Source organism: Sphingobium sp. AntQ-1 (assembly GCF_028538045.1).
Classification (GTDB): domain Bacteria; phylum Pseudomonadota; class Alphaproteobacteria; order Sphingomonadales; family Sphingomonadaceae; genus Sphingobium; species Sphingobium cupriresistens.
Genome location: NZ_CP117158.1, coordinates 502,096 through 528,480, shown reverse-complemented (window position 1 = coordinate 528,480; position 26,385 = coordinate 502,096). Strand labels below are relative to the sequence as shown.

The following is a 26,385-nucleotide window of genomic DNA, read 5'->3' as shown; positions in this document are numbered from 1 at the left end:
GAAGGTGTGATGCAGCCCGATATGCCCCGCACCGAGATCATGGACGGCAACACCGCGGTTGCCCATGTCGCCTATCGGATCAACGAGGTGTGCGCGATCTACCCGATCACGCCATCCTCGACGATGGCCGAACTGGCCGATGAATGGTCGGCGCGGGGACTGACCAACATCTGGGGCAATGTGCCGGTCGTGCAGGAAATGCAGAGCGAAGGCGGCGCTGCCGGTGCCGTCCATGGTGCGCTGCAGTCCGGTGCGCTCACGACGACTTTCACGGCATCGCAGGGGTTGCTGCTGATGCTGCCCAACATGTTCAAGATCGCCGGCGAGCTGACCTCGACCGTGTTCCATGTCGCCGCCCGGGCGATCGCGACGCAGGCCCTTTCGATCTTCGGCGATCATTCCGATGTCATGGCGGTGCGGACGACCGGCTTTGCCCTGCTGTCGTCCGCCTCGGTGCAGGAGGCCCATGACGCAGCGTTGATCGCGCAGGCGGCGACGCTCGAGGCCCGCATACCGTTCCTGCACTTCTTCGACGGCTTTCGAACCTCGCACGAGCTCAACAAGATCAGCCTGCTCTCGGATATCCAGATCCGCGCGATGATCGACCAGGATCTCGTTCGCGCGCACCGGGCCCGGGCGCTGACACCCGAGCATCCCGTGGTGCGCGGCACGGCGCATAATCCGGACACCTTCTTCCAGGCGCGCGAGACGGTGAACCCCTATTACGCCCGCCTGCCCGCGATCGTGCAGGCGACGATGGATCGCTTCGCCGCGCTGACCGGCCGCGCCTACCATCTGTTCGAATATACCGGGCCGAGCGACGCCGAGCGCGTGATCGTCTTGATGGGCTCCGGCGTGGCGACCGCATGCGAGACGGCGGCGTTCCTCGGAGCGCAGGGCGAGTCCGTCGGCGTGTTGCAGGTGCGGCTCTACCGCCCCTTCGCGACCGAGCAGTTCCTGCAGGCCCTGCCCGAGACCTGCTGTGCGATTGCGGTGATCGAGCAGACCAAGGAACCGGGCGCATCGGGCGAGCCGCTCTACCAGGACGTCGTCGCGACGCTGGCCCAGGCGGTGGCAAGCGGTACGCGCGCGGCCATGCCGCGGGTGATCGGCGGACGCTATGGTCTGGGATCGAAGAACTTCAGCCCGGCGCAAGCGAAGGCGGTGTTCGACGAACTGAAAAGCGCCAACCCCAAGCACGGCTTCACCGTCGGCATCGAGGACGACGTCGCACAGACCAGTCTTCCGGTCGATCAGGATTTCTCGCTCGAGCGCGAGGATGTCGTGCGGGCCCTGTTCTTCGGGCTCGGCGCCGATGGCACGGTCGGCGCCAACAAGGACAGCGTCAAGATCCTCGCCGAGGATGCCAACAGCTATGCTCAGGGCTATTTCGTCTATGACTCGCACAAGTCGGGCGCGCAGACGATCTCGCACCTGCGGTTCGGAAAGCATCCGATCGGATCGAGCTATCTGATCGAATCGGCCAACTTCATAGCCTGTCACCAGTATGGCCTTCTCGACCGCCTCGATGTGCTGCGGCTGGCGGTCGATGGCGGGACATTCCTGCTCAACACGCCGCATGGGCAGGAGGCCGTCTGGCATCATCTGCCGCGCTCGCTCCAGCGCCAGATCGTCGACAAAAAGCTGCGCTTCTTCGTGATCGACGCCTCCCGGGTCGCGCGCGAGGCGGGCCTGGACGAGCGGATCAACACCGTGCTGCAGACCTGCTTCTTCGCCATTTCGGGCGTGCTGCCGCGCGACGAGGCGATCGGGCGGATCAAGCACGCGATCGAGGCGAGCTACGGGATCAAGGGCGCGGGCGTGGTGCGCGCGAATTTCGCGGCAGTCGACCATGCGCTGGCCAATCTGTTCGAGGTGGCGGTGCCGTCCACCGTGACGAGCCTGTTCGAACGACCGCCAACGGTGCCGTCGCGCGCGCCGGCGTTCGTCCAGGAAGTGACTGCCAGCATGATGCGTGGTCGCGGCGACGATCTCCGCGTCAGCCAACTGCCGATCGATGGAACCTATCCTTCGGGAACCGCGGCGTTCGAGAAGCGGAACGTCTCGGAGAGCGTCGCGCTCTGGGATCCGGACGTCTGCATCCAGTGCGGCCAATGTGGTTTTGCCTGCCCGCATAGCGTCATCCGTTCGAAATATTTCACACAGGATGCCTGCGACGGCGCGCCGGAAGGGTTCAAGCACGCGCCGGTCAACTCCCGCGGGAACCCTGAGGTTCGCTTCGCGCTGGAGGTCTATCTGGAGGACTGCACCGGTTGCGGCATCTGTGTCGAGGTCTGTCCCGCGCACAGTTCGCGCGAACCGGGCAGGAAGGCGATCAACCTTGCGGACAAGGCGCCGATCCTTGAGACGGGGAAGGCCAGCATCGCCTTCTTCGAAACGCTGCCGGTCAACGATCGCGCGCGCGTCGATTTCGCCAATGTGCGCGGCGTGCAGTTCCTCGAGCCGCTGTTCGAATTCCCGGGCGCCTGCGCCGGCTGCGGCGAGACGCCCTATCTCAAGCTCCTGTCGCAGCTGTTTGGCGATCGGTTGCAGATCGCCAACGCGACCGGCTGCTCGTCGATCTACGGCGGCAATCTTCCGGTCACGCCCTGGACGAAGGATGCCTCCGGCCGCGGCCCCGCCTGGTCGAATTCGCTGTTCGAGGACAATGCGGAGTTCGGGCTGGGCTTCCGCCTTGCGGCGGACAAGCACCTCGATCTGGCAAGGACGTTGCTGCTCGACCTGGCCGCGAGCCTGGGCGAGGAGGTCGCCCGGGCGATCCTCGACGCGCCGCAGGAGCGCGAGTCGGACCTGCGCGCCCAGCGCGCCCGTGTCGATGCCCTGAAACAAAAGCTTGCCGCGCTGGATGACGAGCGGGCCCGTGATCTTCTTTCGGTCGTCGATCATCTCGTCAGGCGGAGCGTCTGGATCGTCGGCGGTGACGGCTGGGCCTACGACATCGGCTACGGCGGCCTCGACCACGTCCTGGCGAGCGGACGCGACGTCAATATCCTCGTGCTCGACACCGAAGTCTACTCCAACACCGGCGGCCAGGCCTCCAAGGCGACCCCACTCGGCGCCGTCGCCAAATTCGCGTCCGCGGGCAAGCGGGCGGCGCGCAAGGATCTCGCGCTGCAGGCGATCGCCTATGGCGACGTCTATGTCGCCCAGGTTGCGATGGGGGCCAACCCCCAGCATACGCTGCTCGCAATGCGGGAAGCCGAGGCTTATGCGGGTCCGTCGCTGATCATTGCCTATAGCCATTGCATCGCGCACGGCTTCGACCTCCGCCATGGCATGAAGCAGCAGGATCTGGCGACCGCCAGCGGCTACTGGCCGCTGTTCCGTTTCAACCCGGCGATGCGCGCGATCGGTGAAAGGCCGTTCCTGCTCGATTCACCGCGGCCGACGATAGCGTTCAAGGACTATGCCTATAACGAGTTGCGCTATCGCGCGCTCGCCCAGAGCGATCCGGCCGTAGCCGCGGCGCTGCTCGCCCAGGCACAGCAGGTCGCCGACGAAAAATATCGCCAATACGAGGCGCTTGCGAGCCGCGGTGGCGATGGCTTCCATCCCGAAACACGCGAGGCCAGGCGACCGGCTGTCGCGCCAGCCAGGCGCGACCATTCGGGCGAGGCGGGATGACGCGGCCCGTCGCCTGCAACCGTTCGTTCGCGCGCACGCGTCTCGCGCGCGCCAAGGGGCAACATCGCTCTGGCGTGGCCGCATGGGGCCGGTCGTGGAACGGTTCGTGCCGGGCAGGCTCGCATCTCGCGCCTTTGACCGGGAGCGGCGCATGGACCTGACCACCCACTATATGGGATTGCGCCTGAACAACCCGCTGATCGCCTCGGCAGCGCCGCAGAACGGGGAAATCAAGACGCTGCGGGCGCTGGAGGACCATGGCGCGGGTGCCGTGGTGCTTCCCTCGATCTTCGAGGAGGAGATCGACGCCGAGCGCCACGCGCTCGAGCGGCAGGGCCAACTTGCAGCGACCGGTTCGGCCGAGGCCCAGAGCTATTTCCCGCTCTATGGCGGGTACGGCTTTGGACCAGAGCGCTATCTCGATATCGTCCGACGCGCGAAGCAGGCCGTCGCAATACCGGTGATCGCCAGCCTGAACTGCGTGTCCGGCGAAGTCTGGGCCGAATACGCCCGCGATCTTGAACAGGCCGGAGCCGATGCGATCGAACTCAATATCTACTTTATCGCGGCCGACCCGACAGCGGACGGCCGCGCGGTCGAGCAGCGCTATATCGACACCCTGAAAGCCGTGAAGGCTGTCGTCGCCATTCCCGTCGCGGTCAAGCTCAGCCCCTATTTCAGCGGCATGGCGGCGATGGCGCACGCCCTCGCCGGCGAGGGCGCGGACGCTCTGGTGCTGTTCAACCGCTTCTACCAGCCCGACATCGATCTTGTTACGCTTGAACTGAAACTGGACCTCGAGCTCAGCACGCCGGCGGAGATGCGGTTGCCGCTGCTGTGGATCGCGGTGCTACACGGGCGGGTAGGGGCCTCGCTTGGCGCAAGCACCGGCGTCGAGGCGCCGGGCGATGTGCTGAAATATCTGCTGGCGGGCGCCGATACCGTGATGACGACCTCGGCGCTGCTGCGGCATGGCATCCCGCACATGAAGACATTGATCGAGGGACTGACCACGCTGCTTGCCGCGCGAGGTGTCGCCTCGCTGGCCGATGTGCGCGGCAGAATGAGCCAGCGGCACCTCAAGGATCCAGCGGCGTTCGAGCGCGCCAACTATATCCACATCCTTCATGGTCACCCGGTCCGCCGCGATGGTTGAAACGCGCACCGGAATGAGCGCGGGACGCCTCGTGGCCCAGGCGGCGCGATCACTCCCAACCGGTTTTGCCGGCGTCCCTCCCCATCGTGGCTGAATCGCCTCCCGCCCGCGCCCTGTCACGCGCGATGCCGTCGGGTGTCTGGATGCTGGGTTTCGTCAGCATGTTCATGGATATTTCTTCGGAGATGATCCACGCGTTGCTGCCGGTCTTTCTTGTGACCACGCTTGGTGCGTCCGCGCTGACACTCGGCTTGATCGAGGGCATCGCGGAAGCCATCGCCAATGTGACCAAGCTTTTTTCAGGCGGGCTGTCGGACTGGCTCGGCCGGCGCAAGCTGCTGACGACGGTGGGTTACGGTCTCGCCGCCCTGACCAAGCCCGTTTTCCCGCTCGCCGCGACGATCGGCTGGGTGGTCGCGGCGCGCTTTATCGACCGGATCGGCAAGGGCGTGCGCGACGCGCCCCGCGACGCCCTCATCGCCGACATTGCGCCGCCTGACCTGCGCGGCGCGAGCTTTGGCCTGCGTCAATCGCTCGATACGGTGGGCGCCGTCGTCGGCCCGCTTGCCGCAATCGCGCTCATGGCGCTCAGCTCCGACAATATCCGCCTGGTATTCTGGATCGCCGTAGTCCCGGCTCTTGCCTCGCTCGGGATCATGATCTTCGGCGTCCGCGAGCCGCCGCAACACCATGCCGAGGAGAAGGAGAGACTCCGGCTGTCGGATGCCGGTCTCATGCCGGTCGCCTTCTGGATGGCGACGGGCATCGCGATCATCTTCACCTTCGCACGGTTTTCCGAGGCCTTTCTCGTCCTGCGCGCCCAGCATACGGGCCTGCCGCTTGCCTTTGTCCCGAGCGTGATGGTGGTGATGAACATCGTCTACGCCGGCTCGGCATATCCGGCGGGCGTGCTGTCCGACCGCATCGGCCGGACAGGTCTTCTCTCGATGGGCATTGCCTGCCTGATTAGCGCCGATCTCATTCTCGCCTTCGGCACGACGGTCGCCGGCGTCATGCTGGGCGTGCTGTTCTGGGGCCTGCACATGGGGCTGACCCAGGGGCTCTTCGCCAGCCTCGTGGCCGATACGGCGCCTGCGCGGTTGCGCGGGACGGGCTTCGGCATCTTCAGCTTTGCTCAGGGGATCGCCATGCTGGTCGCGAGCGTCGTCGCGGGTGGCCTCTGGGACGGATACGGGCCAAAACTAACATTTGCCGCCGGCTCCTGTTTCGCTGCGATCGCGCTGATCACACTCCTCCTGTGGCGCTGGCGGATCGGCAAGAACGCGGTGGGGTCCATGTAGCCATCATGGCCGTGCGGGATCCGCGGAAGGCGCGCGCGCCTGGCCGAGTATTCCTTTTGCGACCGCATAGCCTTCGGACCGGCTGGCCTCGATCGCCACATCCGAAAAATCATAGTCGCCCGAGGAATGCTCGTCCGATTGGCCGGTCCGCACGAACCGGGTGATCCTCGTCGGCGCGCCGTCCCCCATGAGCTGGATATAATCGGGCAGATGCTTGACCCGGGCCGCGCTGGCAGGATCGACATAGCTGAGAACATGGTCAATGAGCCTGCGATAGCTGTCGACCGTCTCCCGGTAGTGCAGATCGCTCCGCACCCGCTCGGAATAAACGATCTCATCGCGCCGGGCCAGAACCTCGATCATGTTGGAGGGAAGCGCCCGCTGTCCCGAATAAAGGTCGACGATGAAGACCCGCTTGCCGTCCGGGCCGCAGCGGTCGACGACGAGATCGAGCGGCGAGTTGCTGATAATGCCGCCATCCCAATAGGCCTTGCCGTCGATCACCGTCCACGGGAAGCCTGGCGGCAAGCTGCCGCTCGCCACGATATGGTCCGGCGTGAGGTCATCGACATAGCTGTCGAAGACCTCGAGTTCTGCGGTCGCCACGTTGACGGCGCTGATCAGCAGGCGCACCGGGCTCGTCTTGAGCGCGGCGAAGTCGACATGTTTCGCGATCAGCTGGCGCATGGGCGTCGTGTCATAATAGCTTGTCCAGGCCACGGGCCATTCCAGCGGGGTGAACGGCGGCAGCCACCTTGCCCTGAAGAAATTCGGCACACCGCACGTCAGGATCTGGGCCGCGGCCACCGTCTGCCGGAAAATAGCGGGCGAGAGCGCCGAGGTCAGCACGGCCAGTTCGTTCCAGAAGGCTTCCAGGGCCTGCGTCGCCTGCCGGGGATTGCTGGCAATGACGGCGCCATTGAACGCGCCGATCGAAACACCTGCGACTATGTCCGGGAAAAGCTGCTCTTCCTCCAAGGCCTTCACGACCCCGCATTCGAACGCGCCCAGCGCGCCGCCGCCCTGCAGGATCAGCGCGGTCTGCGTCGGGATCTGTTCGAGCGCGAAGTCGGCCTCCCGCAAGCGCTCCTTCACCGAGCCAAGGTTGACCCGATAACGGATGAGCCCTTCGGCAACACGTGTCTCGTCGGCGGGTCGTCCGGTCGAGAACAGCGCGCGCGGCACATCGCCCTTGAGATAGAACATCGCGAATGAGCAGTCGTCCAGCGAGCCCCGGGTAATCCATTCGTCGGCTTCCTCGGTGGCGCCCAGCACGTTGAAGCCGATGTCGCCGACCTCGCAGAAGAAATAGGAGACTTCGTCATATCTCAGGCGTCGGCCCAGCATGTTTCGCGCGGCGAGGCGGGCTTGCTTTATGGCATTGTCCCAATGCTCGATATGGCGCCGGCGCGCGAAGACCGGATCGTAGAAGCTCGTGACGTCGCCTGCCGCGAAGACATTGGGCACGCTTGTGCGCAGCAGCGCGTCGATGGCGACATAGCCGTCTTCCAGCGCGATCCCGCTGCCTTCCAAAAAGCCGCTGGTGGGCGAAACGCCGATACTGACCACGACCAGATCACAGGCTATCCGTCGACCGGCGCTCGTTTCGATTTCCTCGATCGTCGTGCTCCCGTGGAACGCGATCGCGGTGTCGTTCAGCAGCACCGTAGCGCCCTGGCTCTGCGCACGGCGTTCGAAATGGGCCGAAAGGTCCGACGCCTCGAGATGGGGAAGGAGCACGCTTCCGCGCTCGAGGACGGTGACGTCGAGCCCGCGAGCCACCAGCGACATGGCAATCTCCATACCGAGAAAGCTGGCGCCGATGACGACCGCGCGCTTTGCCGTCCCGGCGGCTTCGCGGATAACATCGGTGTCGGCCTTGGTCCTTAGCGTGTGAACGCCCGCGAGCGCCTCTCCCGGAACACCGAGAGACTTCGGCGTCGCTCCCGTGGCGATCAGAAGCTTGCCATAGGCGATTCTTTCACCTGCCGCGGTCCGCACGATCTGGCTGACGGTGTCCACGCCGACCACCGGGCTGTTGAGCCGCAGTTCGATATCACGCTCGTCGTAGAAACCTTTCGGATGGACGAAGATCCGTTCCTCGTCTTCACGTTCGGGCAGCAACTGCTTGGACAAAGGCGGGCGATGATAGGGCGGTAATTCGTCCGCCGATAGTATGAGAACAGCGCCGCTCGCACCCTCGGCGCGCAGCGTCTCGGCTGCGATCGCGCTCGCGACGCCACCGCCGACGATGAGAAAGTCAATGTGTCGGGGTACGCTGCCGGCGGTGTTGTCGGCCATCGCGGTCTCTGTCTTCACAGCTGCTCCCAGTTTCGAGTCGGTTCATGTGCGGACATCGCCGGCCGGTTCTTTGCGGCAGCCCAGGAGCGTAAGAAGGAGATCGAAGGTCTGCGGGCAATGCGCAAAAGTCCTTAGATTTCCGGCGAGGGGCGGTTGGAAGCGTTGGGGGAACGGATGGTCATGCGTGAATCATTGTCATCTGCGGCAACGACCAAGGGCCGAGCCGCCGTCGCGGTTTCGTAAACTTACGTATGCCCGCACCATCATGCCCGGGCTAACTTCTTGTTCGAAATCGCGGATCACCTGCCCTGTGCCGGTGCCCACCTTCAACAATAGCTGGGATGCAGTGTCCTGGTGGATGATGTCAGGATGGAAATATGGCTTGGGTCGCCAGGTTGCTGCTGATCATACCCGCGCTGATCGCGGGCTGGTTCGTGTCGAAAGAAGATCCCCGCTTCTGGGTCGTGGCCATGGCCATAGCCCTTGTGTTCCTGGCGTTGACCTGCCTCGTCGCCTTTTATGTGCCGCCAGTGCGCGTGTGGCCGCGTCGTCGTGGACGGTGAGGTCGTCAATCGGCCGTCGATAACCAATGTCGTCGACACAAAGAATGATGTCGCAAGCAACTCCAAAGGTAGAGCGAATCCATGACTCCAGGAGAATTCGACTGTGCGACACGGGCATCACTACCAGCGCTCACCCGTTATGCGCGACGGCTCACCAATGGCGCCGACGGAGCCGAGGATCTGGTGCAGGAGGCATTGTCGCGAGCATGGAAAGCGCGCGAGCGCTTCGAAACCGGAAGCAACTTCAAGGCATGGACCTTCACGATCCTGCGCAACCTCTTCCTCTCACATGTGCGGCGCGAGCGCAGGAAGGTCGATTGGAACGATCTCGCGATGCATAGCTTGCCGGTTTCGCCACCGGATCAGGAGATTGGCCTTCTGCGCGAGGAGTTCGGCCAGGCTCTGGCAGCGCTCTCCGAATCCAACCGGCAGGCGCTGCTTGCCGTGGTCGAGGACCAACTCGCCTATGAGGACGCTGCCGAACAATGCGGCGTATCACTGGCAGTTCTGAAAAGCCGGGTTCACAGGGCACGGATTGCCATGCTCGCCTATCTTGGCGGGACGCATCGATCCCAACTCCAGAAATCTTCACCCCCCTATATTCATCGCGGCTTTGTCAGCCCTCCCGATGCGAGGCGATTGCCGAACAAGATATCGTTCTGCCGGGCGGCTTGAGCATGGAGGCGCTTGGTCACCAAGTCGCCTTCCGGTGGATGTCAACGTACGCGGCGACCATAGCCTCATCATAGTTGCGATAGTTGCGCTGAATGGCATCCGCACGTTGCTTCTCTGCAGCGAGCATCGCCGCACCCTGTCGGTTGAGAATGCGCACCTGACGGCGTTCGATCTCCTCCTTCTCGTCAGTCACGCCATCGACCGAAACGCTCGAGTCGATCTCTACTGTCTGGATGGCTGCGTTCGCTCCGGCAGGTTCCTTCGGAAAAGCCATCCCGGGCGTCTGGGCGACGAGGTGAGCGCCGCTGGTCCCTGCGACCAGCATGGCCCGCGAAGAGTCGAGCGGGTTTCTTCTCAGGTATCGCCAGCTGACCTTGTCTGACCTATATCAGCCTGGTCCGTAAGGGCGACGGGCCAAGGACATAAGACCGTCGAAGCGGCTGGGAGCAGCGACTCACCCGTTGCCCCATTGAGCCAAGCCCGCCGCCAGTCCTCGCAGGCCGTCCTGCTCCGCTCCATCGTCTCCAGCCGCCATTCCTCCACATCGGCGACGATATCATCCCATTGACCGCCGCGAACATCTGTCTGACTTTCGGCATTGGGCTGGAAAAGTCGCTGCATCACCGCATCCGATTCCGTGGAACATTCGATGCTAATCTTTTCGCTGATCTGGACAAAGCGTTCCCAGGCAGCACGCGCGATATCCGTCAGGACAAGGCCAAGCTGGAAGTTCAGCTGGCCAACACGGACGAACTCATCGACTGGCGAGGCCATCTTCATCTCCCGCTTGATATCAAAATCGATACGATATCGCCCGGTCGTGGGCGGCAGGCGAAACCCCGGATCCTGCATCGCGCCTGGCGCATTTCCACCGTTGCGCCACCGACCATCCGAGCATCTGCACAAATTGTACGATCCGGATCTTCATCATCGCTTCTGATTGATCTTTGACTAGCAAGCTTTGCACGTCCAGGTCTCTACGTGCTTTTCCGCAGGGCTCGATCTTTTCAGGGTGGTTCGGACCCGATTCGGCACGCCACCATTCGACATCCGGCCAGTTTCGCGAGACGCTCCCAGCGGGATCGCCGAACGTTCTCACAATGTCGGATGGGCAGAGGATGCCGCCGGCTCCTTCTTGCACCCACCCAAGCGGGCGCAGAATCGTCTTTGTGCATCGACAATGATCTCGGGAGTGACATCGCTCACCGCCTTCTCAAGTGCCGGAACCATGAGCGTGCGGCCCTTTTCGAGCCAGGCGCGACCGGCACTGCTCTCATAGAAGGCGTTAATTCCCGTCAACTCTTCCACTGTGAAGGCCGCCGCGCAACTCTCGCGAAGCCTTGAAAGGACGGGGGGCCTTCGCGGCCACCATCGCCTCTCCCAATGAGTCGCGATAGGCGGAGATTGTATCTGTGTCGTCGGGGAAGGCGGCGGACAGCGTCCGGAAGGAGTCTTCGACCGCTTCGCGGATGTTGGCGTCCATGACTTGATCGAAGCCGGAGAGCGCAATCGAGCGGGTGCACAATGCCCGACGCTGCGAAATGTCGTTCTCCGCAGCAGCGGCCTGGGCCGGAGAAATCGCCGGAGAGAGGGAAGCAGCGAGTATCAGCGCGGAGCGAAGCCAGAGGCGGCTATAGGCGGAACATCCGGCACGAGCGCGAGTGTTGTGGGTCACGATGATGGCCTCTAACTTGCCATTCTGGACGGCGTCAGGGTTGCGAGATAGTCGATGCGGCTTGTCCACGGTCACGACTTCATGCTTCCCGTGGACAGGGCGTTTTACCGGCAGCGGATGTCGTTTTGCTCGATCGATCGGCCGGCAAGCGCGCCCAGCGCGCCGCCGATCAGCGTACCGGCGGTACGATGGCGACCGCCGTCGATGATGTTGCCGAGAATCCCGCCGCTCGCGGCTCCGATGATGAGACCGGTCGTCCCGTCACTCCGCTTGCAGTAATAGCGTCCATCGGATCCACGATAAACCTCGTCGCGGTCGGACAGGCGCCGCTCACCATAACGGGGATCGTCCCGGTAGTAACGGGCCGCGTCATACTCCGTCGTGTAGGGATCGCTGCCGCGCCGACCGGTCGTGTCAGGATGATCGGCGCGCACGACGGCTTCATAACGATCGCGCTCCGCCTCGTAGCGGGCGACCTCCGCGCGATAGCGTTCCTGGGCGTCCGTCCATCGCCGCTGATCGACAGCGCTCTGTGCGAGCGCAGATCCGCAAACCAGGGGGAGGGCGGCGAGTGCAAGCGCGGAGAGTGCGATTTTCCATCCGCGCGCCCTTGATGCGCTTCCCGGACAATTGATTATTGCCGCGTCGGATCGGGTGGGGCTCTCGTTCATGAGAGGAACCGGGGACATGACATTCTCCTCGTTCGGGCGGGATCTTCACCGAACGATTACAGGGCGCCATGCCGCCCCAGTATACGCAACATTACCGAACGATCAGGACTTGGCAGGTTTGACCAAAGCGGAAGGCAGCCAGTCGGGGTGCCGCGCCACAGAACGCATCGTCGCGTGGATATCAATGTCAAATGGCTGGAATCCTCTATAGATTTTTCGGTCCGGATACCATCGTCTCCCCCGGCCACCTGCTGCCTTAGTGCAGTCCCCACCCGAGCGCGCGGCCGCCACCTCCAGCCTCTCTCGTTAGCGTATCATCGATGCGAGTGACGACTTGTCGGCAGGGCTGCTGAGCCACGGGAACGGTCCTCGTTCAATCATTTCCCGCTGTCGCCGGCTATTCCAGACGGCGCCGGTCACCGTTCCAACGGCGAAGCCGAACTATCGTCGTTCCGCAGATAATCTGCGAGCCAATCGAGCAGCGGACGCTGGCTTATGAGCATGCTGGGCGAGGCGCTGGAGAGAGCGAACCAGCGCGCTTCATCGATTTCCGGAAACAACTGCATCTTGCCGGATCGCGGCGGCCATTCCATTTCGAACAGATTGCTCTCCACGGCGTCGATATCGACCTGCTGCTCAAGAGCGAACGCCTCGACAGATTTGCCTCCCGCCTGCCTCAGCTGTCCAAGCCGATGGAGCTCGCCGGTAAGGCGGATGCCGAGTTCCTCCTCGACCTCGCGCCGTGCCGCAGCGGATGCTTCCTCGCCCGGCTCGATCAAGCCCTTGGGAATCTGCCATGACCCAGCATCCTTGTTACGCCAGAAAGGCCCGCCTGGATGGACAAGCAGAACCTCAACCTCCGCACCGCGGCGCCTGTACAGCAGAACTCCCGCGCTCATCGGTGCCATGACGCTGCCTCTCGGACGACTGCGCTCATGCGCCAAGCAGATGCACCGCGACGGTGCGGCGATGTGGCCGTCGCCGGTGTTCAAACAGATAGATGCCCTGCCATGTGCCGAGCGCCAGGCGCCCATCGATCAGCGGGATGGAAAGCTGCACCTGCGTCAACGCAGTCCGCAGGTGCGCTGGCATGTCGTCCAAACCTTCATCGTCATGCACATATGCTGACGGATCTTCCGGTGCGATCCGCGCGAAATAGGCCTCGAGATCGACGCGTACCTCGGGCGCCGCATTTTCCTGGATCAGCAGCGATGCCGAGGTGTGGCGGCAGAACAGGGTGAGCAGCCCCTGCCGAAATCCCGCTTCAGCGACCCAGTCGGTTACGTGCCGTGTGATCTCGACGAGCCCCTGCCGCCGCGTCGAGAATTCGAGAATGGTCGCGACCTGCTTCACGGGCCGACATTGGCACCGCAGCCGTGCATACGCACCCCCTTGATGCGGCTGTAGGGCAAATTCGACGGACCGGCGGGTGCCTGCACATCTTCCCCAGCCATGTACGGCACGATCCACCCTGCGCGTCAGCTAGGTGGGCGGCGACCGATAGGTTCAGCAGCAGGTGGTCGATCCGAGCCCGCCGCGTTCGTGCATTCGTGTTCCCAAAATAGTCCATAGGCTGTGAGACGTCTCGCCAGGATGGATCATGCGCGGGCATTGGTCCGGGGCTTGCTCCAGCAGGATATAGCGGATGCTGAAGCAGGATCGCCGGGAAGCCCGCGCCGAAGCGCGTGGATCGATAGGGCTGGCATGAACCGATCGATCACGGATCGAATTGGATCGAAGAACAGGCGCTGTTGGTCCAGCTCGATAAGGCGACTCGGGCGCGTCCCCGTTGATGCATTGCTCCGAAGAATCGACCGAAGGCGCAGCTTCGTTCGCAGTATGATGTCCAAGCGGCCAGATGGCGGCAGCTGACCTCTAACGCGTAAGGAGGGACGGGAAGGTCGCCCGATGGACACTATGAGCCCGGTGCCTTATCCGCGAACTGGTCGAAGGCCTCCACCGCTTGCGCCGCGTACATCAGGCTCGGACCTGCACCCATGTAGAGCGCCATGCCCATCACCTCCATGATCTCCTGGCGCGTGGCGCCATTCTTTACGGCCGCCTGCGAGTGGAAGGCGACGCATCCGTCGCAGCGGATCGCAACCGAGATGGCGAGCGCGATCAATTCCTTGGTCTTGGTGTCGAGAGCACCCGCTTCGGTCGCGGCGCGCGCCATCGCCGAGAAGGCCTTCATTACCTCTGGAGTGCCCAGGCGCACTTCCTTGATCGCCCCGGTCAATTCCGAGGCCATAGCTGGCCAGTCCTTGTGCATTTTCTTTCCTCCAGGCTTCAAAGGCGTCCGAGCAGCGCTGCAACCCGATAGGCTGCGACGATTCGGTCGGTGCGAGCGCGGGTGGCCCCCGCTTCGGCGGCAATCGCTTCGCGCTCGGCGTCGAGCAGATCGAGTTGCGGCTTCATACCCACCCGCACCTCGTGACGGACGCTCTCGAGCGCCTGCGCGGCCGAGGCGGCCTGTTCGGTCGCGGCCTGCTCGACGAGTTGCGCCGTCCGCACCTCCTGGAAGGCCGATATGACCTGCTCCTCGACCTGCATGCTGGCGGCGCGCATCCGCGCGTCGGCGGCGCGGACTTCGCTGCTCGCTTCGGCAACCTTGCCCGACACGCGACCGCCATTGAACAGTTCCCAGCGAGCCCGGACACCGACGGTCGCGCTGTCCGCGCGATAATCGGGAAAAAACTGGTCGCGCACCGTTCCGGCTTCGGCAAAAGCCCCGACAGTGGGCAATCGTTCGGCGCGCGCGCCACGGGACGCCGCCTGCGCCGCGCGCAGGCGGGCCTGGGCCTGGACGACCAGGGGGTTGCTGCGCATCGCCTCCTCCATCGCCTCGTCGAGCGTCGCGGGCAGCGGCGGATTGGCGGGCAAGGGCTGCAAATCGATGGGCTCAAGGCCGGTCAGGTTGGTGAAATGCGCGCGAGCCGAGACCTGCATGCCCTGCGCCCGGGCCAGACCCGCGCGCGCTTCGGCCAAGCGCGCACCAGCCTGCGCGACGTCCGTGCTGGGACTTTCACCGGCTCGATAGCGCAGTCGCGCCTGGCGCTCGATCTCGGTCGTCTCGGCGAGCAGCCGCTCATAAAGAGCCAGCATGTGCGCCGCTGTCAGGACGTCGCCATAAGCCTGGGTCACCGCCGTGGCGAGTTGCGCGCGCGCGCCGCTTTGCCCGGCCTCGGCGCCTGCAATCCCTGCGCGCGCCCGATCGATGCCCGCGCCGACCCGTCCGCCGGTGAAGAGCGGCTGCTCGACCGTCACCTGGGCCGCGCGCGGGGTTACATTGGCGGCGCCCAGCCCAAAAAAGCTCTGGGGATCGAGGCGACCATAACCGATCGTCCCGCTCAGCGTTGCGGTCGGAAGCTGTCCCGACCGCGCCTGATCGAGACGCGCCTTGGCCGCGTCGGTCTCCGCATCCGCGACCACGATCTCGGGGGCATGGCGCATCGCCGCCGCAATCGCTTCATCAAGCGTCGTGGCGTTGGCCGCCGTGTTCGCCAGCAGCGAAGCGGCAAACCACAGCGTCAGGCGAGAGACCCGGCGGGATCGGTTCATTTGAAGGCGGTCCCCGGTCGGACGCCCATCGCCTTGAAGACGGTCGCGGCGGGGCAGAAACCAGTGAAGCCAGCCTGGATCATGTTGAGGCCGGCAAAAGCGGTCAGCGCGATCCACCAGGGATGAACCAGATAGGCCAGAACGATGCCCAGAAGGACGACACAGCCTGCAAATATCATGACGGCGCGATCGAGAGTCATTGTCGGATTCCCTTCCTGAAGTGAGATCACGTCCGCAGCTTGCGGATGCCCATGACCTGGAGCGCCAACTTCTCGTAGAAGGGCTCGCTCTCGCCCTTGCGCACCTTGCGCAGGAAATATTTCTCGAAGCCGATCTTGGCGAGGTGGACCCATTTGCCGCTCGCCGCCCAGTTGACGTTGCGCGGCGGAATCTGCGGCTGCGCCACGAAAGCGACGCCGCCATCGCCGAAATCGGCCAGGCAGACGGCGTTCCAGCTCGCCTCGGCGGTCGGTTCCTTGCCGTCCAGGATCATGGCGAGGTTCGCGGCGATCGCGGTGACCATGCTCTCGATCATGAAGCCGGTCTTCGGCACCCCGACCGGGACCGGGGTCGGGCCCGTGGGCGGGATGGCCACGCAGACGCCGAGCGCGAAGATTTCGGGAAAGGCCGGGTTGCGCTGATGCTTGTCGACCAGGATGAACCCGCGCGGATTGGTGAGCCCGGCAATGTCGCGGACGGCGGGTACGCCACGGAATGCGGGCAGCATCATCGAGAAGGCGAAGGGCAGATCGTGGGTCTTGGCGACCGCGCCGCCCTCGGCGATTTCCTCGACATGCATCATGCCGGCGTCGACCTTGGCGACGCGCGCATTGGTGATCCATTTGATGTGCCGCTCGCGCATGACGCTTTCGAGCAGTGACTTGGTGTCACCGACCCCATCGAGGCCGAGATGGCCGATATAGGGCTCGGCGGTGACGAAGGTCATCGGCACCTTGTCGCGGATCTTGCGGCGGCGCAGTTCCGTGTCGAGGATCAGCGCGAACTCATAGGCCGGACCATAGCAGGAGGCGCCCTGAACGGCGCCGACCACGATCGGCCCAGGATTTTCGACGAAGCGATCGAAGGCTTCTGCCGCGGCGGAAGCATGGGCAGTCTGGCAGATCGAAACGGTGTGACCGCCATGCGGCCCGAGCCCTTCGATTTCGTCGAACGCTAAATCAGGCCCGGTTGCAATTACAAGATAATCGTAATTGATTAAGGTGCCGTCATTGAGCTCCAGCCGCTTTTCCGAAGCATGGAGATGCTTTGCGCCGACCGCCGTGAAGCCGATCTTTTTCTTCGCGAAGATGGGCGGAAGGTGTACCTGAATCGCCTCGGGCTCGCGCCAGCGGACCGCGACCCATGGGTTGGAAGGCACGAAAGAGTACGTTTCCGAGTCGGATACCATCATCACCTCGGCGCGCGCCTTTACTGCCGCGTTGATTTCATAGGCGGCGATGGTGCCGCCCAGCCCGGCGCCCAGCACCACGATCTTCGGCTTGTCCATGACTTCCTCTCGCACCTCTCAAGAACTGGCTTGACGGAATATAATGATTACACGATATATGCAATAAGCAAATTGATGGAGAATCTCATGTTTGGTTTCGGAAAGTCAAAATCGCATCGTGAGTTGCAGCCCCTGGAACTCAAGAGCATGCTCGCGGACGGTTCCGCGCTGCTCATCGATGTGCGCGAGCCGGACGAATTCGCAGCGGGCCACATCGCTGGCGCAGTGAACATCCCTTTGTCGACCTTTTCACCGCGTAATGTTCCGGATGCAGCCGGGCGAACGGTCGTGCTTCAATGTGCGGGTGGCAAACGCTCCGGCATGGCGCTGGACCGTTGCGCGCAGGCGCAGACGGCGATTGACACGCATCTGGGCGGCGGCATCGGCGCTTGGAAAAACGCCGGTCTGCCGATCGTCAGCGGCAAATAAGAGCGAAAGGGTGGGGGATGCGCAGGATGACAAACTGGGTCTGGCTTGCGAGCGCATCGCTCGCCTTGGCTTCCTGCGGCGGCAAGGAAGAAGCCGAGCAAGCCTCCGCGACGCTCCCCGCCGGTGAGTCGCTGAAGCTTGCGGCAAGCGATATCGCCGACATGAAGGCGGTCGGCGCCGAGATCACAACGCGCGATTCCGCCGAGGCGCTCGCCCGGATATCCGGGACACTTGTCAGTCTTTCGGTCCGCGAAGGCGATATGGTCGAAAAAGGCCAGCGCATCGGCATGATCGTCGATGCCCGCCTGGGCTATGAGACTAGCGCTTATGGCGCGCAGATCGCCGCCGCGCAGGCCGAGGCGGTGCGCGCGCGCGGCGACCTCGCCCGCGTCCAGGATCTCTACAGCAACAAGGTTTATGCCAAGGCGCGCCTTGACCAGGCGGTCGCCCTATCGCGCGCCGCTGACGCCCAGGTCGCAGCCGCACGCGCGCAGCAAGGCGCAAGCGCCAGCGTCGCCGGGCAAGGCGCGATCCTTGCACCGGCCACCGGCCGGGTGCTGCGTGCCGACATCCCGGCCGGATCGGTCGTCGCGCCGGGCATGTCGGTGGCGACGATCACCGCCGGTCCGCCGCTGCTGCGGCTCGAGCTGCCGGAATCGCTTGCCGGGCAGGTGCGCAACGGCGCGCAAATCCTGGTGGCTGAAGGCGATCTGCCCGAGGGGTCGCGTCAGGGCCGAGTGACGCAGGTTTATCCCGCTGTCACCGGGGGTCGGGTACGGGTCGATGCGACCGTGCCCGGCCTTTCGACGCAGCTCGTGGGACGCCGCGTCGGCGTATCGATCGAAGTGGGCCGCCGCCGTGCCCTGGTCGTGCCGCGCCGCTTCGTCTCGACCCGCTACGGTATCGACCAGGTCGATGTCGTGACGGCCGACCGCCGGGTGAGCGCCGTGCCCGTGCAGGTTGCGCCCACCGCCGACCCCGACCGGATCGAGATACTGAGCGGCGCCGCGGCTGGGGACACGCTCTTCCTGGCGGGCGCGCGCAAATGAACCTCGGCATCTCCGGTCGCCTGACCCGCGCCACCATCATGTCGCCGCTGACGCCGCTATTTCTGATGGCGGCGATCGCGGTCGGGCTGCTCGCCATCTTCTCGATTCCCCGCGAGGAGGAGCCGCAGATCAGCGTGCCGATGGTCGACATCCAGGTGATGGCGCCTGGCCTCGCCGCTGCCGACGCCGTCGAACTGGTCGGCATCCCCCTCGAGACCATCGTCAAGAGCGTAGATGGCGTTGAGCATGTCTATACCCAGGCCGAAGATGACGGCGTCATGGTGACGGCGCGCTTCCTGGTAGGATCGGACCCAGAGGACGCCGCGACCCGCATCGACGAGAAGCTGCGCGCCAATTGGGATCGAATCCCGGTGGGCATTCCCGACCCCAAGGTCACGGTGCGCGGAATCAACGACGTTCCGGCAATCGTGCTGACGCTCACGCCCAAGCCTGGCGCCGCCGGGCAATGGGGCGATCAGGCACTCTATGATCTCGCCACCAAGCTGCGCACCGAGATCGCCAAGGTCGACAATGTCGGCCTCACGTTCCTGACCGGCGGTCGTCCCGACGAGATCCGGATCGCTCCCGATCCAGCCAAGCTCAACCAATATGGCGTGCCGCTCGGCAGCGTCATCGAAGCGGCCGGACAAGCCAATCGCAGCTTCCCAGTTGGCAGCATTCGCGAAGGGGGCAAGGCGGTATCGGTCACGGCCGGCCGCACTTTGTCCTCGGCGCAGGAAGTGGGCATGCTCACCGTCCGCTCCGCGCGCGGAGCGCCGGTCTATCTGCGCGACGTCGCCGCCGTCAGCCAGGGACCGCGCGAGGACCAGTCCCGCGCGTGGCGCTGGGCGCGAGCAGGCGACCGATGGTCGAGCGCGCCCGCCGTCAGCATCGCCATCGCCAAGCGGTCGGGCGCCAATGCGGTTGTCGTCTCCGACGCCGTGCTGTCCAGGATCGCAAGTCTCAAGGGCAAGCTCATCCCTGAAGGCGTCGATGTCGCCGTCACCCGCAACTATGGCGCGACCGCGAACGAGAAGGCCAATGAGCTGCTGTTCCATCTGGCGCTGGCGACCATCTCCATCGTCATCCTGATCGGCTTTGCCATTGGCTGGCGCGAGGCCGGCGTGACCGCCGTCGTCATCCCCACCACGATCCTGCTCACGATGTTCGCCTCAAACCTCATGGGCTACACGATCAACCGGGTCAGCCTTTTCGCGCTGATCTTCTCGATCGGCATCCTGGTCGACGACGCCATCGTCATGATCGAGAATATTGCCCGCCATTGGGCGATGCCGGACGATCGAACCCGGACGCAGGCTGCGATCGAGGCTGTCGCCGAGGTTGGCAATCCGACCGTGGTGGCAACCCTCACCGTGGTCGCCGCCTTGCTGCCGATGCTGTTCGTCTCCGGCCTCATGGGCCCCTACATGGCGCCGATCCCGGTCAACGCCTCGGCGGCGATGGTCTTTTCCTTTTTTGTTGCGGTCGTGATCGCGCCCTGGCTGATGATCCGCTTCGCCCGCAAGGCGCTGGCGGACGGAACGGCACATGTCGGCCATGCGCATGACGATAGCGGCGGAAAGCTCGGTAGGCTCTATGCCCGCGTTGCCCACCGCGTGATCGACAGCCGTGCCTCGGCGCGCAATTTCCTGATCGCGGTCGGCATCGCCACGCTGATCGCCTGCTCGATGTTCTATTTCAAGGCCGTCACCGTGAAGCTGCTGCCCTTCGACAACAAGTCGGAATTGCAGGTGGTGGTCGACATGCCCGAAGGTACGAGCCTTGAGGCGACCGGCCGCACACTTGAGGATGTGGCGACCGTGGCGCGTCGTCTTCCCGAGGCGACCGCGATGGAAGCCTATGTCGGAACCTCCGCGCCGTTCAACTTCAACGGCTTGGTCCGCCACTATTTCCTGCGCAACAGGCCGGAGATGGGCGATGTGATGGTCGCCTTGTTGCCCAAGGGCGAGCGCGACCGGTCAAGCCACCAGATCGCCCTTGTTCTGCGCCAGAAGCTCAAGGCGCTGAAACTGCCCGACGGGGCGTCGGTCAAGGTTGTCGAGACGCCGCCAGGGCCGCCCGTGCTCGCGACCCTGCTGGCTGAGATCTATGGCCCCGATGCACAGACCCGGCAGCGCACCGCGACCGAACTGGAAAGGATCTTCCGCTCTGTCCCCTATGTCGTCGATGTGGATAACAGCTTCGGCCAGCCTCGGCCCAAATTGCGCCTGATCCCGCAGCGCGACCGCATCGATTATTATGGGCTCTCCGAGCGCCAGGTCGCCGATAGCATCGGCGCCCTGATGGGCAGCCAGACGATCGGCTATGCGCCGCGCGGACAAGGCCGCACGCCTTTGCCGATCACCATCGCCCTGCCGCAGTCGACACAGGCATGGTCGCAGACGCTGGCCAGCACGCCGGTCGCGGCAGCACCCAACGGTGCGCTGATCGAGCTGGGCGCGGTCGTGGACGCGCGCAACGAACAGGGCAGCCGCGCGATCTTCCGGCGCGATGGCCGCTTCGCCGACATGGTCACGGCCGAGCTCGCCGGCGAATATGAGGCGCCGATTTACGGCATGCTCGCTGTCGACAAGGCGGTCGACGCCTATGACTGGGCGGCTAAGGGCCTCGCCAAACCGATCATACGCCTCAACGGCCAGCCCGAGGATGAATCCGTGACTTCGCTGCTGTGGGACGGCGAGTGGGAAATCACCTGGGTCACTTTCCGTGACATGGGGGCAGCGTTCATGGTCGCGCTGCTCGGCATCTACATCCTGGTCGTGGCGCAGTTCCGCAATTTCAAGCTGCCCCTGGTGATCCTGACGCCGGTCCCGCTGACATTGGTCGGCATCGTCATCGGGCATATGCTGTTCGCGGCGCCCTTCACCGCGACGTCGATGATCGGCTTCATCGCGCTCGCCGGCATCATCGTGCGCAACTCGATCCTGCTGGTCGATTTCATCCGCCACACCGCGACACCCGGCAAGCCGCTGCGCGACGTGCTGATCGAGGCGGGCGCGATCCGGTTCAAGCCGATCGTGCTGACGGCCGGGGCGGCGATGATCGGCGCGGCCGTGATCCTCACCGACCCAATCTTCCAGGGTCTTGCAATCTCGTTGCTTTTCGGCCTTGCTTCATCGACCCTGCTCACCGTTCTCGTCATCCCGGCGATCTATGTCGTGCTGCGGGATGATGGGAAAAGCGCGACACGATGATGGCCTGGAGTGCTGCCGCCGAAATGCTCTGCGAGCGTGCGACGGAAGTCGCCGACCTGCTCAAGCTGGTGGCCAATGAGCAAAGGCTGCTGCTGCTGTGCCGCCTGCGCGAGGGCGAAGCTTCGGTGGGCGAACTGGTGGGATTGTGCGACCTGTCCCAATCCAGCGTTTCCCAGCATCTCAGCAAGATGCGTGAGGGCGGCCTGGTGCAAACCCGCCGTGAAGCGACCACGATCTACTATAGCATGGCAAACCCCCATGTGGATGCGCTGATGGAATTCCTGTGCAGCCGTTTCGGGCGAACGGAAGAGCATATATGAGAAATGGATAGGCGGCCGCCGTGGTGTTCCTGAAAGTGCTACCCATGGAATCCGGCACCGACCTGTCCCGCGCCGTCGCGATGCAATTGGAACCGAGCTATTGCATGCTATCGATGTCGTCATGCACGAAGTGACTCGCCCAACGTCATGATCATACAGAATTCACGCGAGCATCAGCACATGTCCGTGTAGCACTATCCTGCTCCACTCGACGTAGCGAAACGCGCCTATTTCTAGACGAGTTCTGGCTGCCAGTGACCGCCGCTTCTTCAGCATAAGGGCCTCTACGGATATCAGCAAAGGAGGATAGCGCCGAGACAGGAAACACCGATTTCTGCTGGAGAAGTGCAATGACCGACCGGGAAGATGAACGCGGGTCCACGATGAGCACTGGCGCTCCGGCGCTGAGCGATCGCAACTCGCTGACGGTTGGTCCGGACGGCCCGATCCTGCTTCAGGACGTTCATTTTCTCGAGCAAATGGCGCACTTCAACCGCGAAAAGGTCCCCGAACGGCAACCGCATGCCAAAGGTTCGGGCGCTTTCGGCATATTCCAAACGACCAAGGACGTTTCCGCCTATACCAAGGCTGCCCTGTTCCAGCCGGGCACGACTACTGACATGCTCGCGCGCTTTTCTACCGTTGCCGGCGAGGCCGGCAGTCCCGACACTTGGCGCGACGTGCGTGGCTTCTCGCTTAAATTCTACACCGACGAAGGCAATTACGATCTGGTCGGCAACAACACGCCGATATTCTTCATTCGCGATGCAATGAAATTTCCGCACTTCATCCGCAGTCAGAAGCGTTTGCCGGATTCGGGTCTGCGCGACAATCATATGCAGTGGGACTTCTGGACCAGTAATCCGGAATCCGCCCATCAGGTGACCTATCTCATGGGCGAACGCGGTCTGCCCCGCACCTGGCGCAACATGAACGGCTACGGCTCCCACACTTATATGTGGATCAACGCCGAAGGCGAGAGATTCTGGGTGAAATATCACTTTCACACCAATCAGGGCATGGCCTTCTTTACCAATGCCGAAGCCGCGACGATGGCGGGCGCCGATGCGGATTTCCATCGTCGCGACCTGTTTGAAGCTATCGCGCGCGGCGAGCATCCCAGTTGGTCGCTCTCGGTCCAGGTCATGCCCTATGCAGATGCCAGCGCCTACCGGATCAACCCGTTCGATCTGACCAAGACCTGGTCGCATGCGGATTATCCGCTAATCCCGGTGGGCACGATGACGCTCAATCGCAATCCGGAGAATTTCTTCGCCCAGATCGAGCAGGCGGCGTTCTCACCAGGAAACACGGTGCCGGGCATCGGCCTGTCGCCCGACAAGATGCTGCTCGGCCGGGCGTTCGCCTACAACGACGCGCAGCGTAACCGCATCGGCACCAACTTTCACCAGCTGCCGGTCAACCAGCCGAAGGTAGCGGTTAACACCTACATGTTCGACGGCCACATGGCCTATCATCACAGCGGTAGCGCTCCGGTGTACGCGCCCAACAGCGGGGGCAGAAGCTGGGCGGACGAAACAGGGCCCGTCGTGGACGGCTGGGAGGCCGATGGCCCAATGGTTCGCAGCGCCTATACGCTGCGCGCCGAGGACGATGACTTCACGCAACCCGGGATCATGGTTCGCGACGTGTTCAATGACGGGCAGCGGACGAAGCTGGTCGATCAGGTCGCAGGCAGTCTGCTCGGCGGCGTTCGCTCGCCGGTTCTCGAGCGGGCGTTCGAATATTGGAAGAGCATAGATGCCGATGTCGGCCGCCGGATCGAGGAAACTGTCCGCGGCGGCGGTGCGCCGAAGCCAGCGGAAGGCATGGGCGAAGGCTGATCGCAGCTATCAGCGCAACACCGGGCAGGGAGGCAATATCATGGTGAGCACGACAGGACCCGCGTCTGTGGATATGGCCCAGGCGCTCCTCGATCCGGGATCGATCTTTGCGGACCCCGAAGAACTTCTCTTGCATGAGGGTCTTTCTCGGGAAGAGAAGATCGAACTGCTCAAGCGGTGGGAATATGACGCGAGCGAAAATAGCGTCGCCCTGGAAGAAGGGATGCCCGGTGACGAGAGTGACCTGTTGCGGCGTATTCTGCTGGCGCTCGATCATCTCATCGCCGGCATCGACGTGGAGCATGTCGGTCCGACCAAGCAACATGGCTTCGCCAGTTCGGTCATCACATCCACATAGAAGTGGGGGCAATCCTCGAAAGCCGTTCGCGGGCATCGCGAAGCGCAATGTCGAGCGCTGCAGGACACGCCGCGCTCACATGTAGCCCGAACCTGCGTTGCTCACCCTGCGCCGTCGTCGCGGTCGCTCACCGCTACTTTCTTTTCCGAGACCTGCCATATTCGCCCCGGAATTTCTCCGTGACGAGATCAAATGAAGCATGTCGATCAGCCGATGGGACGGAGCCCGTCGGAATTTGGATCGCGGCGGCCAGCTTGCTGCTGACTCTGGGATAGGCAGATGCAGGATCTGTTACGAGACCCTACCCTCAATCTTCGAGCAGGGCGCGCAACATCCAGGCCGCCTGCTCATGCACGCCGATCCGCTGGGTCAGGAGGTCGCCCGTCGGTTCGTCGCTGGCAGCCTCGACGACAGGATAGAGGCTCCGCGCGGTTCGCGCCGTCGCTTCATGGCCTTGCGCCAGGATGGCAACCATCTCGAGCGCCTTGGGGGGCGTCGCCGGAGCGTCGGGAAGCGAACTCAGCTTGGCATATTGGCCGTAGGAGCCCGGGGCGGGATGACCCAGTGACCGGATGCGCTCGGCGATCGGGTCCACCGCGTTCCACAATTCGGTATATTGCGCCATGAACATCGCGTGCAGGCTGTTGAACATCGGCCCGGTGACGTTCCAGTGGAAATTATGCGTGGTCAGGTACAGCGTATAGGTGTCCGCGAGCAGGTGGCTGAGGCCGTCGCTGATCGCTGCACGATCCGTATCACTGATGCCGATGTTGAGGCTCATGACTATCTTCCGATCTTCGCTGGAAATGCTGTTCGTGTTTCTTGCTCGCGCGTTACGCCGTCATGTCTTCGTCGGGGTCGGTATGAAATTCATGCCAGAGCCCGTTCAGGACGCCGAAGGCGACGGCCAGGCCGAGACCCAATATCCAGCTGAAATACCACATGGTTCATTTCCTCGAGATCAATAGAAGTCCGGGTTGGTGCCAACGTCCTTGAGCGTGATCCGCCCGAACAGTATCTTGTAGACCCAGGCGGTGTAGAGCAGCACGATCGGCAGGAAGACCAGCGTCACCAGCAGCATGATGAACAGGGTCACATGGCTGGAGGACGCGTTCCAGACGGTCAGGCTGGAGGCCGGGTCGATCGAGCTGGGCAGGATGAAGGGGAACATCGACAAGCCGACCGTCGCGATGATGCCAAGCGTGCCGAGCGACGAGCCGCCGAAAGCCAGGACTTCGCGGCCGGTCCGGATTCCAGCCAGGGCAATCAGCGGCCCGGCAAATCCGAACACCGGCGCCACCAGCATCCAGGGATGAAGCGCATAATTGCTCATCCATGCGCCGGGCGCGGCAATCATCGCCATCAGATGCGGATTGGACGGCCCCATCGGATCGACTGCGCCTGTCATGCGGAACCCCATGCCACCGCGTGCCACGATCAGGCCGCCGATGGCGAAGAGCAGGACGGAAAGAATAGCCGCGATCTGCCCGAAACGCTTTGCGCGATCGTGCACCGCGCCCCGTTCGATCTTGATCGCCAGCCAGCTTGCGCCGTGCAGCACCAGCATCGCGACCGACAGCAGGCCCGCCAGCAAAGAGAAGGGATGGAACAGGCCGAGCAGGCTGCCTTCGTAGAAGGCGCGCAGGTCGCCATCCAGGCGGAAGGGAATGCCGGTCAGCACATTGCCGACGGCCACGCCGAACACCAGCGCCGGCACGAACCCGCCGACGAACAAGGCCCAGTCCCAGCGACCGCGCCACGCCGCGTCGGGTTTCTTGGAGCGGTATTTGAAGCCGACGGGACGCAGGATCAGCGCGGCGAGCACCAGGAACATGGCGAGGTAGAAGCCGGAGAAGCTCACCGCATAGACGAACGGCCAGGCCGCGAAGATCGCGCCGCCGCCCAGGATGAACCAGACCTGGTTGCCCTCCCAGGTCGCGCCGATGGAATTGATGACCATGCGCCGCTCGGCGTCGGTCTTCGCGACGAAAGGCAGCAAGGCGGCGACACCGAGATCGAACCCGTCGGTCAGCGCGAACCCGATGAGCAATATGCCCATCAGGCCCCACCAGATCAGGCGAAGCGTCTCATAGTCGATGGGAGGTGCCATGATCG

At 63.8% G+C, this 26,385-nt stretch carries 26 protein-coding genes; 11 read left to right on the top strand and 15 right to left on the bottom strand.

From position 1 onward, the window contains the following. Positions 1–9 precede the first annotated feature (9 nt). From nifJ to sphantq_RS02635, 3 genes are all read left to right on the top strand, one after another. Complete coding sequence (nifJ, locus tag sphantq_RS02645; RefSeq protein ID WP_272799530.1) at positions 10–3,645, top strand: pyruvate:ferredoxin (flavodoxin) oxidoreductase; 3,636 nt, start codon at positions 10–12, stop codon at positions 3,643–3,645. 82 nt (positions 3,646–3,727) lie between these two features. Next, a complete protein-coding gene (locus tag sphantq_RS02640) occupies positions 3,728–4,801 on the top strand; it encodes a dihydroorotate dehydrogenase-like protein (RefSeq protein ID WP_222885615.1) in 1,074 nt (357 codons plus the stop codon). A 143-nt stretch (positions 4,802–4,944) separates the two neighbouring features. Continuing rightward, on the top strand, positions 4,945–6,102 hold the full coding sequence (locus tag sphantq_RS02635; protein WP_272799529.1) for an MFS transporter: 1,158 nt from the start codon (positions 4,945–4,947) through the stop codon (positions 6,100–6,102). 3 nt (positions 6,103–6,105) lie between these two features. On the opposite strand, the gene sphantq_RS02630 is transcribed toward sphantq_RS02635, so the two are convergent. After that, positions 6,106–8,403, bottom strand: a complete 2,298-nt coding sequence (locus sphantq_RS02630; protein ID WP_272799528.1) for an FAD-dependent oxidoreductase — start codon at positions 8,401–8,403, stop codon at positions 6,106–6,108. Positions 8,404–8,780: 377 nt separating this feature from the next. On the opposite strand from sphantq_RS02630, the gene sphantq_RS02625 reads away from it, so the two are divergent. Together sphantq_RS02625 and sphantq_RS02620 are read left to right on the top strand one after the other, a co-directional pair. Continuing rightward, on the top strand, positions 8,781–8,966 hold the full coding sequence (locus tag sphantq_RS02625) for a hypothetical protein (protein ID WP_272799527.1): 186 nt from the start codon (positions 8,781–8,783) through the stop codon (positions 8,964–8,966). A gap of 81 nt (positions 8,967–9,047) precedes the next feature. After that, on the top strand, positions 9,048–9,641 hold the full coding sequence (locus tag sphantq_RS02620; protein WP_048576643.1) for a sigma-70 family RNA polymerase sigma factor: 594 nt from the start codon (positions 9,048–9,050) through the stop codon (positions 9,639–9,641). A 16-nt stretch (positions 9,642–9,657) separates the two neighbouring features. Here the strand turns inward: sphantq_RS02620 and sphantq_RS02615 are convergent, their stop codons facing one another. The 11 genes from sphantq_RS02615 to sphantq_RS02565 form a co-directional block, all read right to left on the bottom strand. Further along, positions 9,658–9,915 carry a hypothetical protein gene (locus sphantq_RS02615; protein ID WP_148564732.1) on the bottom strand — a complete coding sequence of 86 codons (258 nt, stop codon included), beginning with the start codon at positions 9,913–9,915 and terminating at the stop codon, positions 9,658–9,660. Positions 9,916–9,995: 80 nt separating this feature from the next. Further along, entirely contained in the window at positions 9,996–10,493 is a 498-nt protein-coding gene (locus sphantq_RS02610) for a hypothetical protein (protein WP_272799526.1), read from the bottom strand. 243 nt (positions 10,494–10,736) lie between these two features. Further along, positions 10,737–10,949: a hypothetical protein gene (locus sphantq_RS02605; protein ID WP_272799525.1), complete on the bottom strand. Its 213-nt coding sequence runs from the start codon at positions 10,947–10,949 to the stop codon at positions 10,737–10,739. Next, entirely contained in the window at positions 10,927–11,391 is a 465-nt protein-coding gene (locus tag sphantq_RS02600) for a hypothetical protein (protein WP_272799524.1), read from the bottom strand. The genes sphantq_RS02605 and sphantq_RS02600 overlap by 23 nt, the downstream gene beginning before the upstream one ends. A gap of 29 nt (positions 11,392–11,420) precedes the next feature. Next, positions 11,421–12,005 (bottom strand): glycine zipper 2TM domain-containing protein, encoded by a 585-nt coding sequence (locus sphantq_RS02595; RefSeq protein ID WP_226869672.1) that lies wholly within the window; start codon positions 12,003–12,005, stop codon positions 11,421–11,423. A 398-nt stretch (positions 12,006–12,403) separates the two neighbouring features. After that, the gene (locus sphantq_RS02590) at positions 12,404–12,895 is read right to left on the bottom strand and encodes an NUDIX domain-containing protein (protein ID WP_272799523.1); all 492 of its coding nucleotides are present in this window, start codon (positions 12,893–12,895) and stop codon (positions 12,404–12,406) included. 25 nt (positions 12,896–12,920) lie between these two features. After that, positions 12,921–13,340: a secondary thiamine-phosphate synthase enzyme YjbQ gene (locus sphantq_RS02585; protein WP_169572558.1), complete on the bottom strand. Its 420-nt coding sequence runs from the start codon at positions 13,338–13,340 to the stop codon at positions 12,921–12,923. A 562-nt stretch (positions 13,341–13,902) separates the two neighbouring features. After that, the gene (locus tag sphantq_RS02580; protein ID WP_169572560.1) at positions 13,903–14,259 is read right to left on the bottom strand and encodes a carboxymuconolactone decarboxylase family protein; all 357 of its coding nucleotides are present in this window, start codon (positions 14,257–14,259) and stop codon (positions 13,903–13,905) included. Between the two features lie 17 nt (positions 14,260–14,276). Beyond that, complete coding sequence (locus sphantq_RS02575) at positions 14,277–15,548, bottom strand: TolC family outer membrane protein (RefSeq protein WP_272799522.1); 1,272 nt, start codon at positions 15,546–15,548, stop codon at positions 14,277–14,279. Then, positions 15,545–15,748 carry a YgaP family membrane protein gene (locus tag sphantq_RS02570; protein ID WP_169572564.1) on the bottom strand — a complete coding sequence of 68 codons (204 nt, stop codon included), beginning with the start codon at positions 15,746–15,748 and terminating at the stop codon, positions 15,545–15,547. The genes sphantq_RS02575 and sphantq_RS02570 overlap by 4 nt, the downstream gene beginning before the upstream one ends. A gap of 26 nt (positions 15,749–15,774) precedes the next feature. Next, positions 15,775–17,055: an NAD(P)/FAD-dependent oxidoreductase gene (locus sphantq_RS02565; protein ID WP_272799521.1), complete on the bottom strand. Its 1,281-nt coding sequence runs from the start codon at positions 17,053–17,055 to the stop codon at positions 15,775–15,777. 87 nt (positions 17,056–17,142) lie between these two features. Here sphantq_RS02565 and sphantq_RS02560 point away from each other — a divergent pair, with 87 nt between their 5' ends. The 6 genes from sphantq_RS02560 to sphantq_RS02535 all read left to right on the top strand — a co-directional run bounded on the left by sphantq_RS02560 (position 17,143) and on the right by sphantq_RS02535 (position 24,270). Further along, positions 17,143–17,484: a rhodanese-like domain-containing protein gene (locus tag sphantq_RS02560; protein WP_048576679.1), complete on the top strand. Its 342-nt coding sequence runs from the start codon at positions 17,143–17,145 to the stop codon at positions 17,482–17,484. A gap of 26 nt (positions 17,485–17,510) precedes the next feature. After that, positions 17,511–18,533, top strand: a complete 1,023-nt coding sequence (locus sphantq_RS02555; RefSeq protein ID WP_272800164.1) for an efflux RND transporter periplasmic adaptor subunit — start codon at positions 17,511–17,513, stop codon at positions 18,531–18,533. Then, positions 18,530–21,748, top strand: coding sequence for an efflux RND transporter permease subunit (locus tag sphantq_RS02550; RefSeq protein WP_272799520.1), 3,219 nt, complete (start codon positions 18,530–18,532; stop codon positions 21,746–21,748). Before sphantq_RS02555 ends, sphantq_RS02550 begins: the two co-directional genes overlap by 4 nt. After that, entirely contained in the window at positions 21,745–22,068 is a 324-nt protein-coding gene (locus tag sphantq_RS02545; RefSeq protein WP_043151046.1) for an ArsR/SmtB family transcription factor, read from the top strand. The genes sphantq_RS02550 and sphantq_RS02545 overlap by 4 nt, the downstream gene beginning before the upstream one ends. Before the next feature lie 350 nt (positions 22,069–22,418). Then, positions 22,419–23,912, top strand: coding sequence for a catalase (locus tag sphantq_RS02540; protein ID WP_272799519.1), 1,494 nt, complete (start codon positions 22,419–22,421; stop codon positions 23,910–23,912). A 40-nt stretch (positions 23,913–23,952) separates the two neighbouring features. Continuing rightward, positions 23,953–24,270, top strand: coding sequence for a hypothetical protein (locus sphantq_RS02535; protein WP_272799518.1), 318 nt, complete (start codon positions 23,953–23,955; stop codon positions 24,268–24,270). Between the two features lie 307 nt (positions 24,271–24,577). Here the strand turns inward: sphantq_RS02535 and sphantq_RS02530 are convergent, their stop codons facing one another. The 3 genes from sphantq_RS02530 to cydB are packed head-to-tail and all read right to left on the bottom strand — an operon-like array spanning position 24,578 to position 26,380. Further along, entirely contained in the window at positions 24,578–25,051 is a 474-nt protein-coding gene (locus sphantq_RS02530; protein ID WP_070934743.1) for a Dps family protein, read from the bottom strand. Positions 25,052–25,103: 52 nt separating this feature from the next. After that, the gene (cydX, locus tag sphantq_RS02525) at positions 25,104–25,214 is read right to left on the bottom strand and encodes a cytochrome bd-I oxidase subunit CydX (protein WP_043151041.1); all 111 of its coding nucleotides are present in this window, start codon (positions 25,212–25,214) and stop codon (positions 25,104–25,106) included. A 17-nt stretch (positions 25,215–25,231) separates the two neighbouring features. Next, on the bottom strand, positions 25,232–26,380 hold the full coding sequence (gene cydB / locus sphantq_RS02520) for a cytochrome d ubiquinol oxidase subunit II (protein WP_272799516.1): 1,149 nt from the start codon (positions 26,378–26,380) through the stop codon (positions 25,232–25,234). Between the last annotated feature and the right edge of the window lie 5 nt (positions 26,381–26,385).

What these genes read in the sequence shown, in the direction of transcription:
- nifJ (WP_272799530.1), top strand. Translation starts at nt 10, where the DNA reads ATGCAGCCCGATATGCCCCGCACCGAGATCATGGACGGCAACACCGCG.
- sphantq_RS02640 (WP_222885615.1), top strand. Translation starts at nt 3,728, where the DNA reads ATGGGGCCGGTCGTGGAACGGTTCGTGCCGGGCAGGCTCGCATCTCGC.
- sphantq_RS02635 (WP_272799529.1), top strand. Translation starts at nt 4,945, where the DNA reads ATGCTGGGTTTCGTCAGCATGTTCATGGATATTTCTTCGGAGATGATC.
- sphantq_RS02630 (WP_272799528.1), bottom strand. Translation starts at nt 8,403, where the DNA reads ATGGCCGACAACACCGCCGGCAGCGTACCCCGACACATTGACTTTCTC.
- sphantq_RS02625 (WP_272799527.1), top strand. Translation starts at nt 8,781, where the DNA reads ATGGCTTGGGTCGCCAGGTTGCTGCTGATCATACCCGCGCTGATCGCG.
- sphantq_RS02620 (WP_048576643.1), top strand. Translation starts at nt 9,048, where the DNA reads ATGACTCCAGGAGAATTCGACTGTGCGACACGGGCATCACTACCAGCG.
- sphantq_RS02615 (WP_148564732.1), bottom strand. Translation starts at nt 9,915, where the DNA reads ATGGCTTTTCCGAAGGAACCTGCCGGAGCGAACGCAGCCATCCAGACA.
- sphantq_RS02610 (WP_272799526.1), bottom strand. Translation starts at nt 10,493, where the DNA reads ATGCAGGATCCGGGGTTTCGCCTGCCGCCCACGACCGGGCGATATCGT.
- sphantq_RS02595 (WP_226869672.1), bottom strand. Translation starts at nt 12,005, where the DNA reads ATGTCCCCGGTTCCTCTCATGAACGAGAGCCCCACCCGATCCGACGCG.
- sphantq_RS02590 (WP_272799523.1), bottom strand. Translation starts at nt 12,895, where the DNA reads ATGGCACCGATGAGCGCGGGAGTTCTGCTGTACAGGCGCCGCGGTGCG.
- sphantq_RS02580 (WP_169572560.1), bottom strand. Translation starts at nt 14,259, where the DNA reads ATGCACAAGGACTGGCCAGCTATGGCCTCGGAATTGACCGGGGCGATC.
- sphantq_RS02575 (WP_272799522.1), bottom strand. Translation starts at nt 15,548, where the DNA reads ATGAACCGATCCCGCCGGGTCTCTCGCCTGACGCTGTGGTTTGCCGCT.
- sphantq_RS02570 (WP_169572564.1), bottom strand. Translation starts at nt 15,748, where the DNA reads ATGACTCTCGATCGCGCCGTCATGATATTTGCAGGCTGTGTCGTCCTT.
- sphantq_RS02565 (WP_272799521.1), bottom strand. Translation starts at nt 17,055, where the DNA reads ATGGACAAGCCGAAGATCGTGGTGCTGGGCGCCGGGCTGGGCGGCACC.
- sphantq_RS02560 (WP_048576679.1), top strand. Translation starts at nt 17,143, where the DNA reads ATGTTTGGTTTCGGAAAGTCAAAATCGCATCGTGAGTTGCAGCCCCTG.
- sphantq_RS02555 (WP_272800164.1), top strand. Translation starts at nt 17,511, where the DNA reads ATGACAAACTGGGTCTGGCTTGCGAGCGCATCGCTCGCCTTGGCTTCC.
- sphantq_RS02550 (WP_272799520.1), top strand. Translation starts at nt 18,530, where the DNA reads ATGAACCTCGGCATCTCCGGTCGCCTGACCCGCGCCACCATCATGTCG.
- sphantq_RS02545 (WP_043151046.1), top strand. Translation starts at nt 21,745, where the DNA reads ATGATGGCCTGGAGTGCTGCCGCCGAAATGCTCTGCGAGCGTGCGACG.
- sphantq_RS02540 (WP_272799519.1), top strand. Translation starts at nt 22,419, where the DNA reads ATGACCGACCGGGAAGATGAACGCGGGTCCACGATGAGCACTGGCGCT.
- sphantq_RS02535 (WP_272799518.1), top strand. Translation starts at nt 23,953, where the DNA reads ATGGTGAGCACGACAGGACCCGCGTCTGTGGATATGGCCCAGGCGCTC.
- sphantq_RS02530 (WP_070934743.1), bottom strand. Translation starts at nt 25,051, where the DNA reads ATGAGCCTCAACATCGGCATCAGTGATACGGATCGTGCAGCGATCAGC.
- cydX (WP_043151041.1), bottom strand. Translation starts at nt 25,214, where the DNA reads ATGTGGTATTTCAGCTGGATATTGGGTCTCGGCCTGGCCGTCGCCTTC.
- cydB (WP_272799516.1), bottom strand. Translation starts at nt 26,380, where the DNA reads ATGGCACCTCCCATCGACTATGAGACGCTTCGCCTGATCTGGTGGGGC.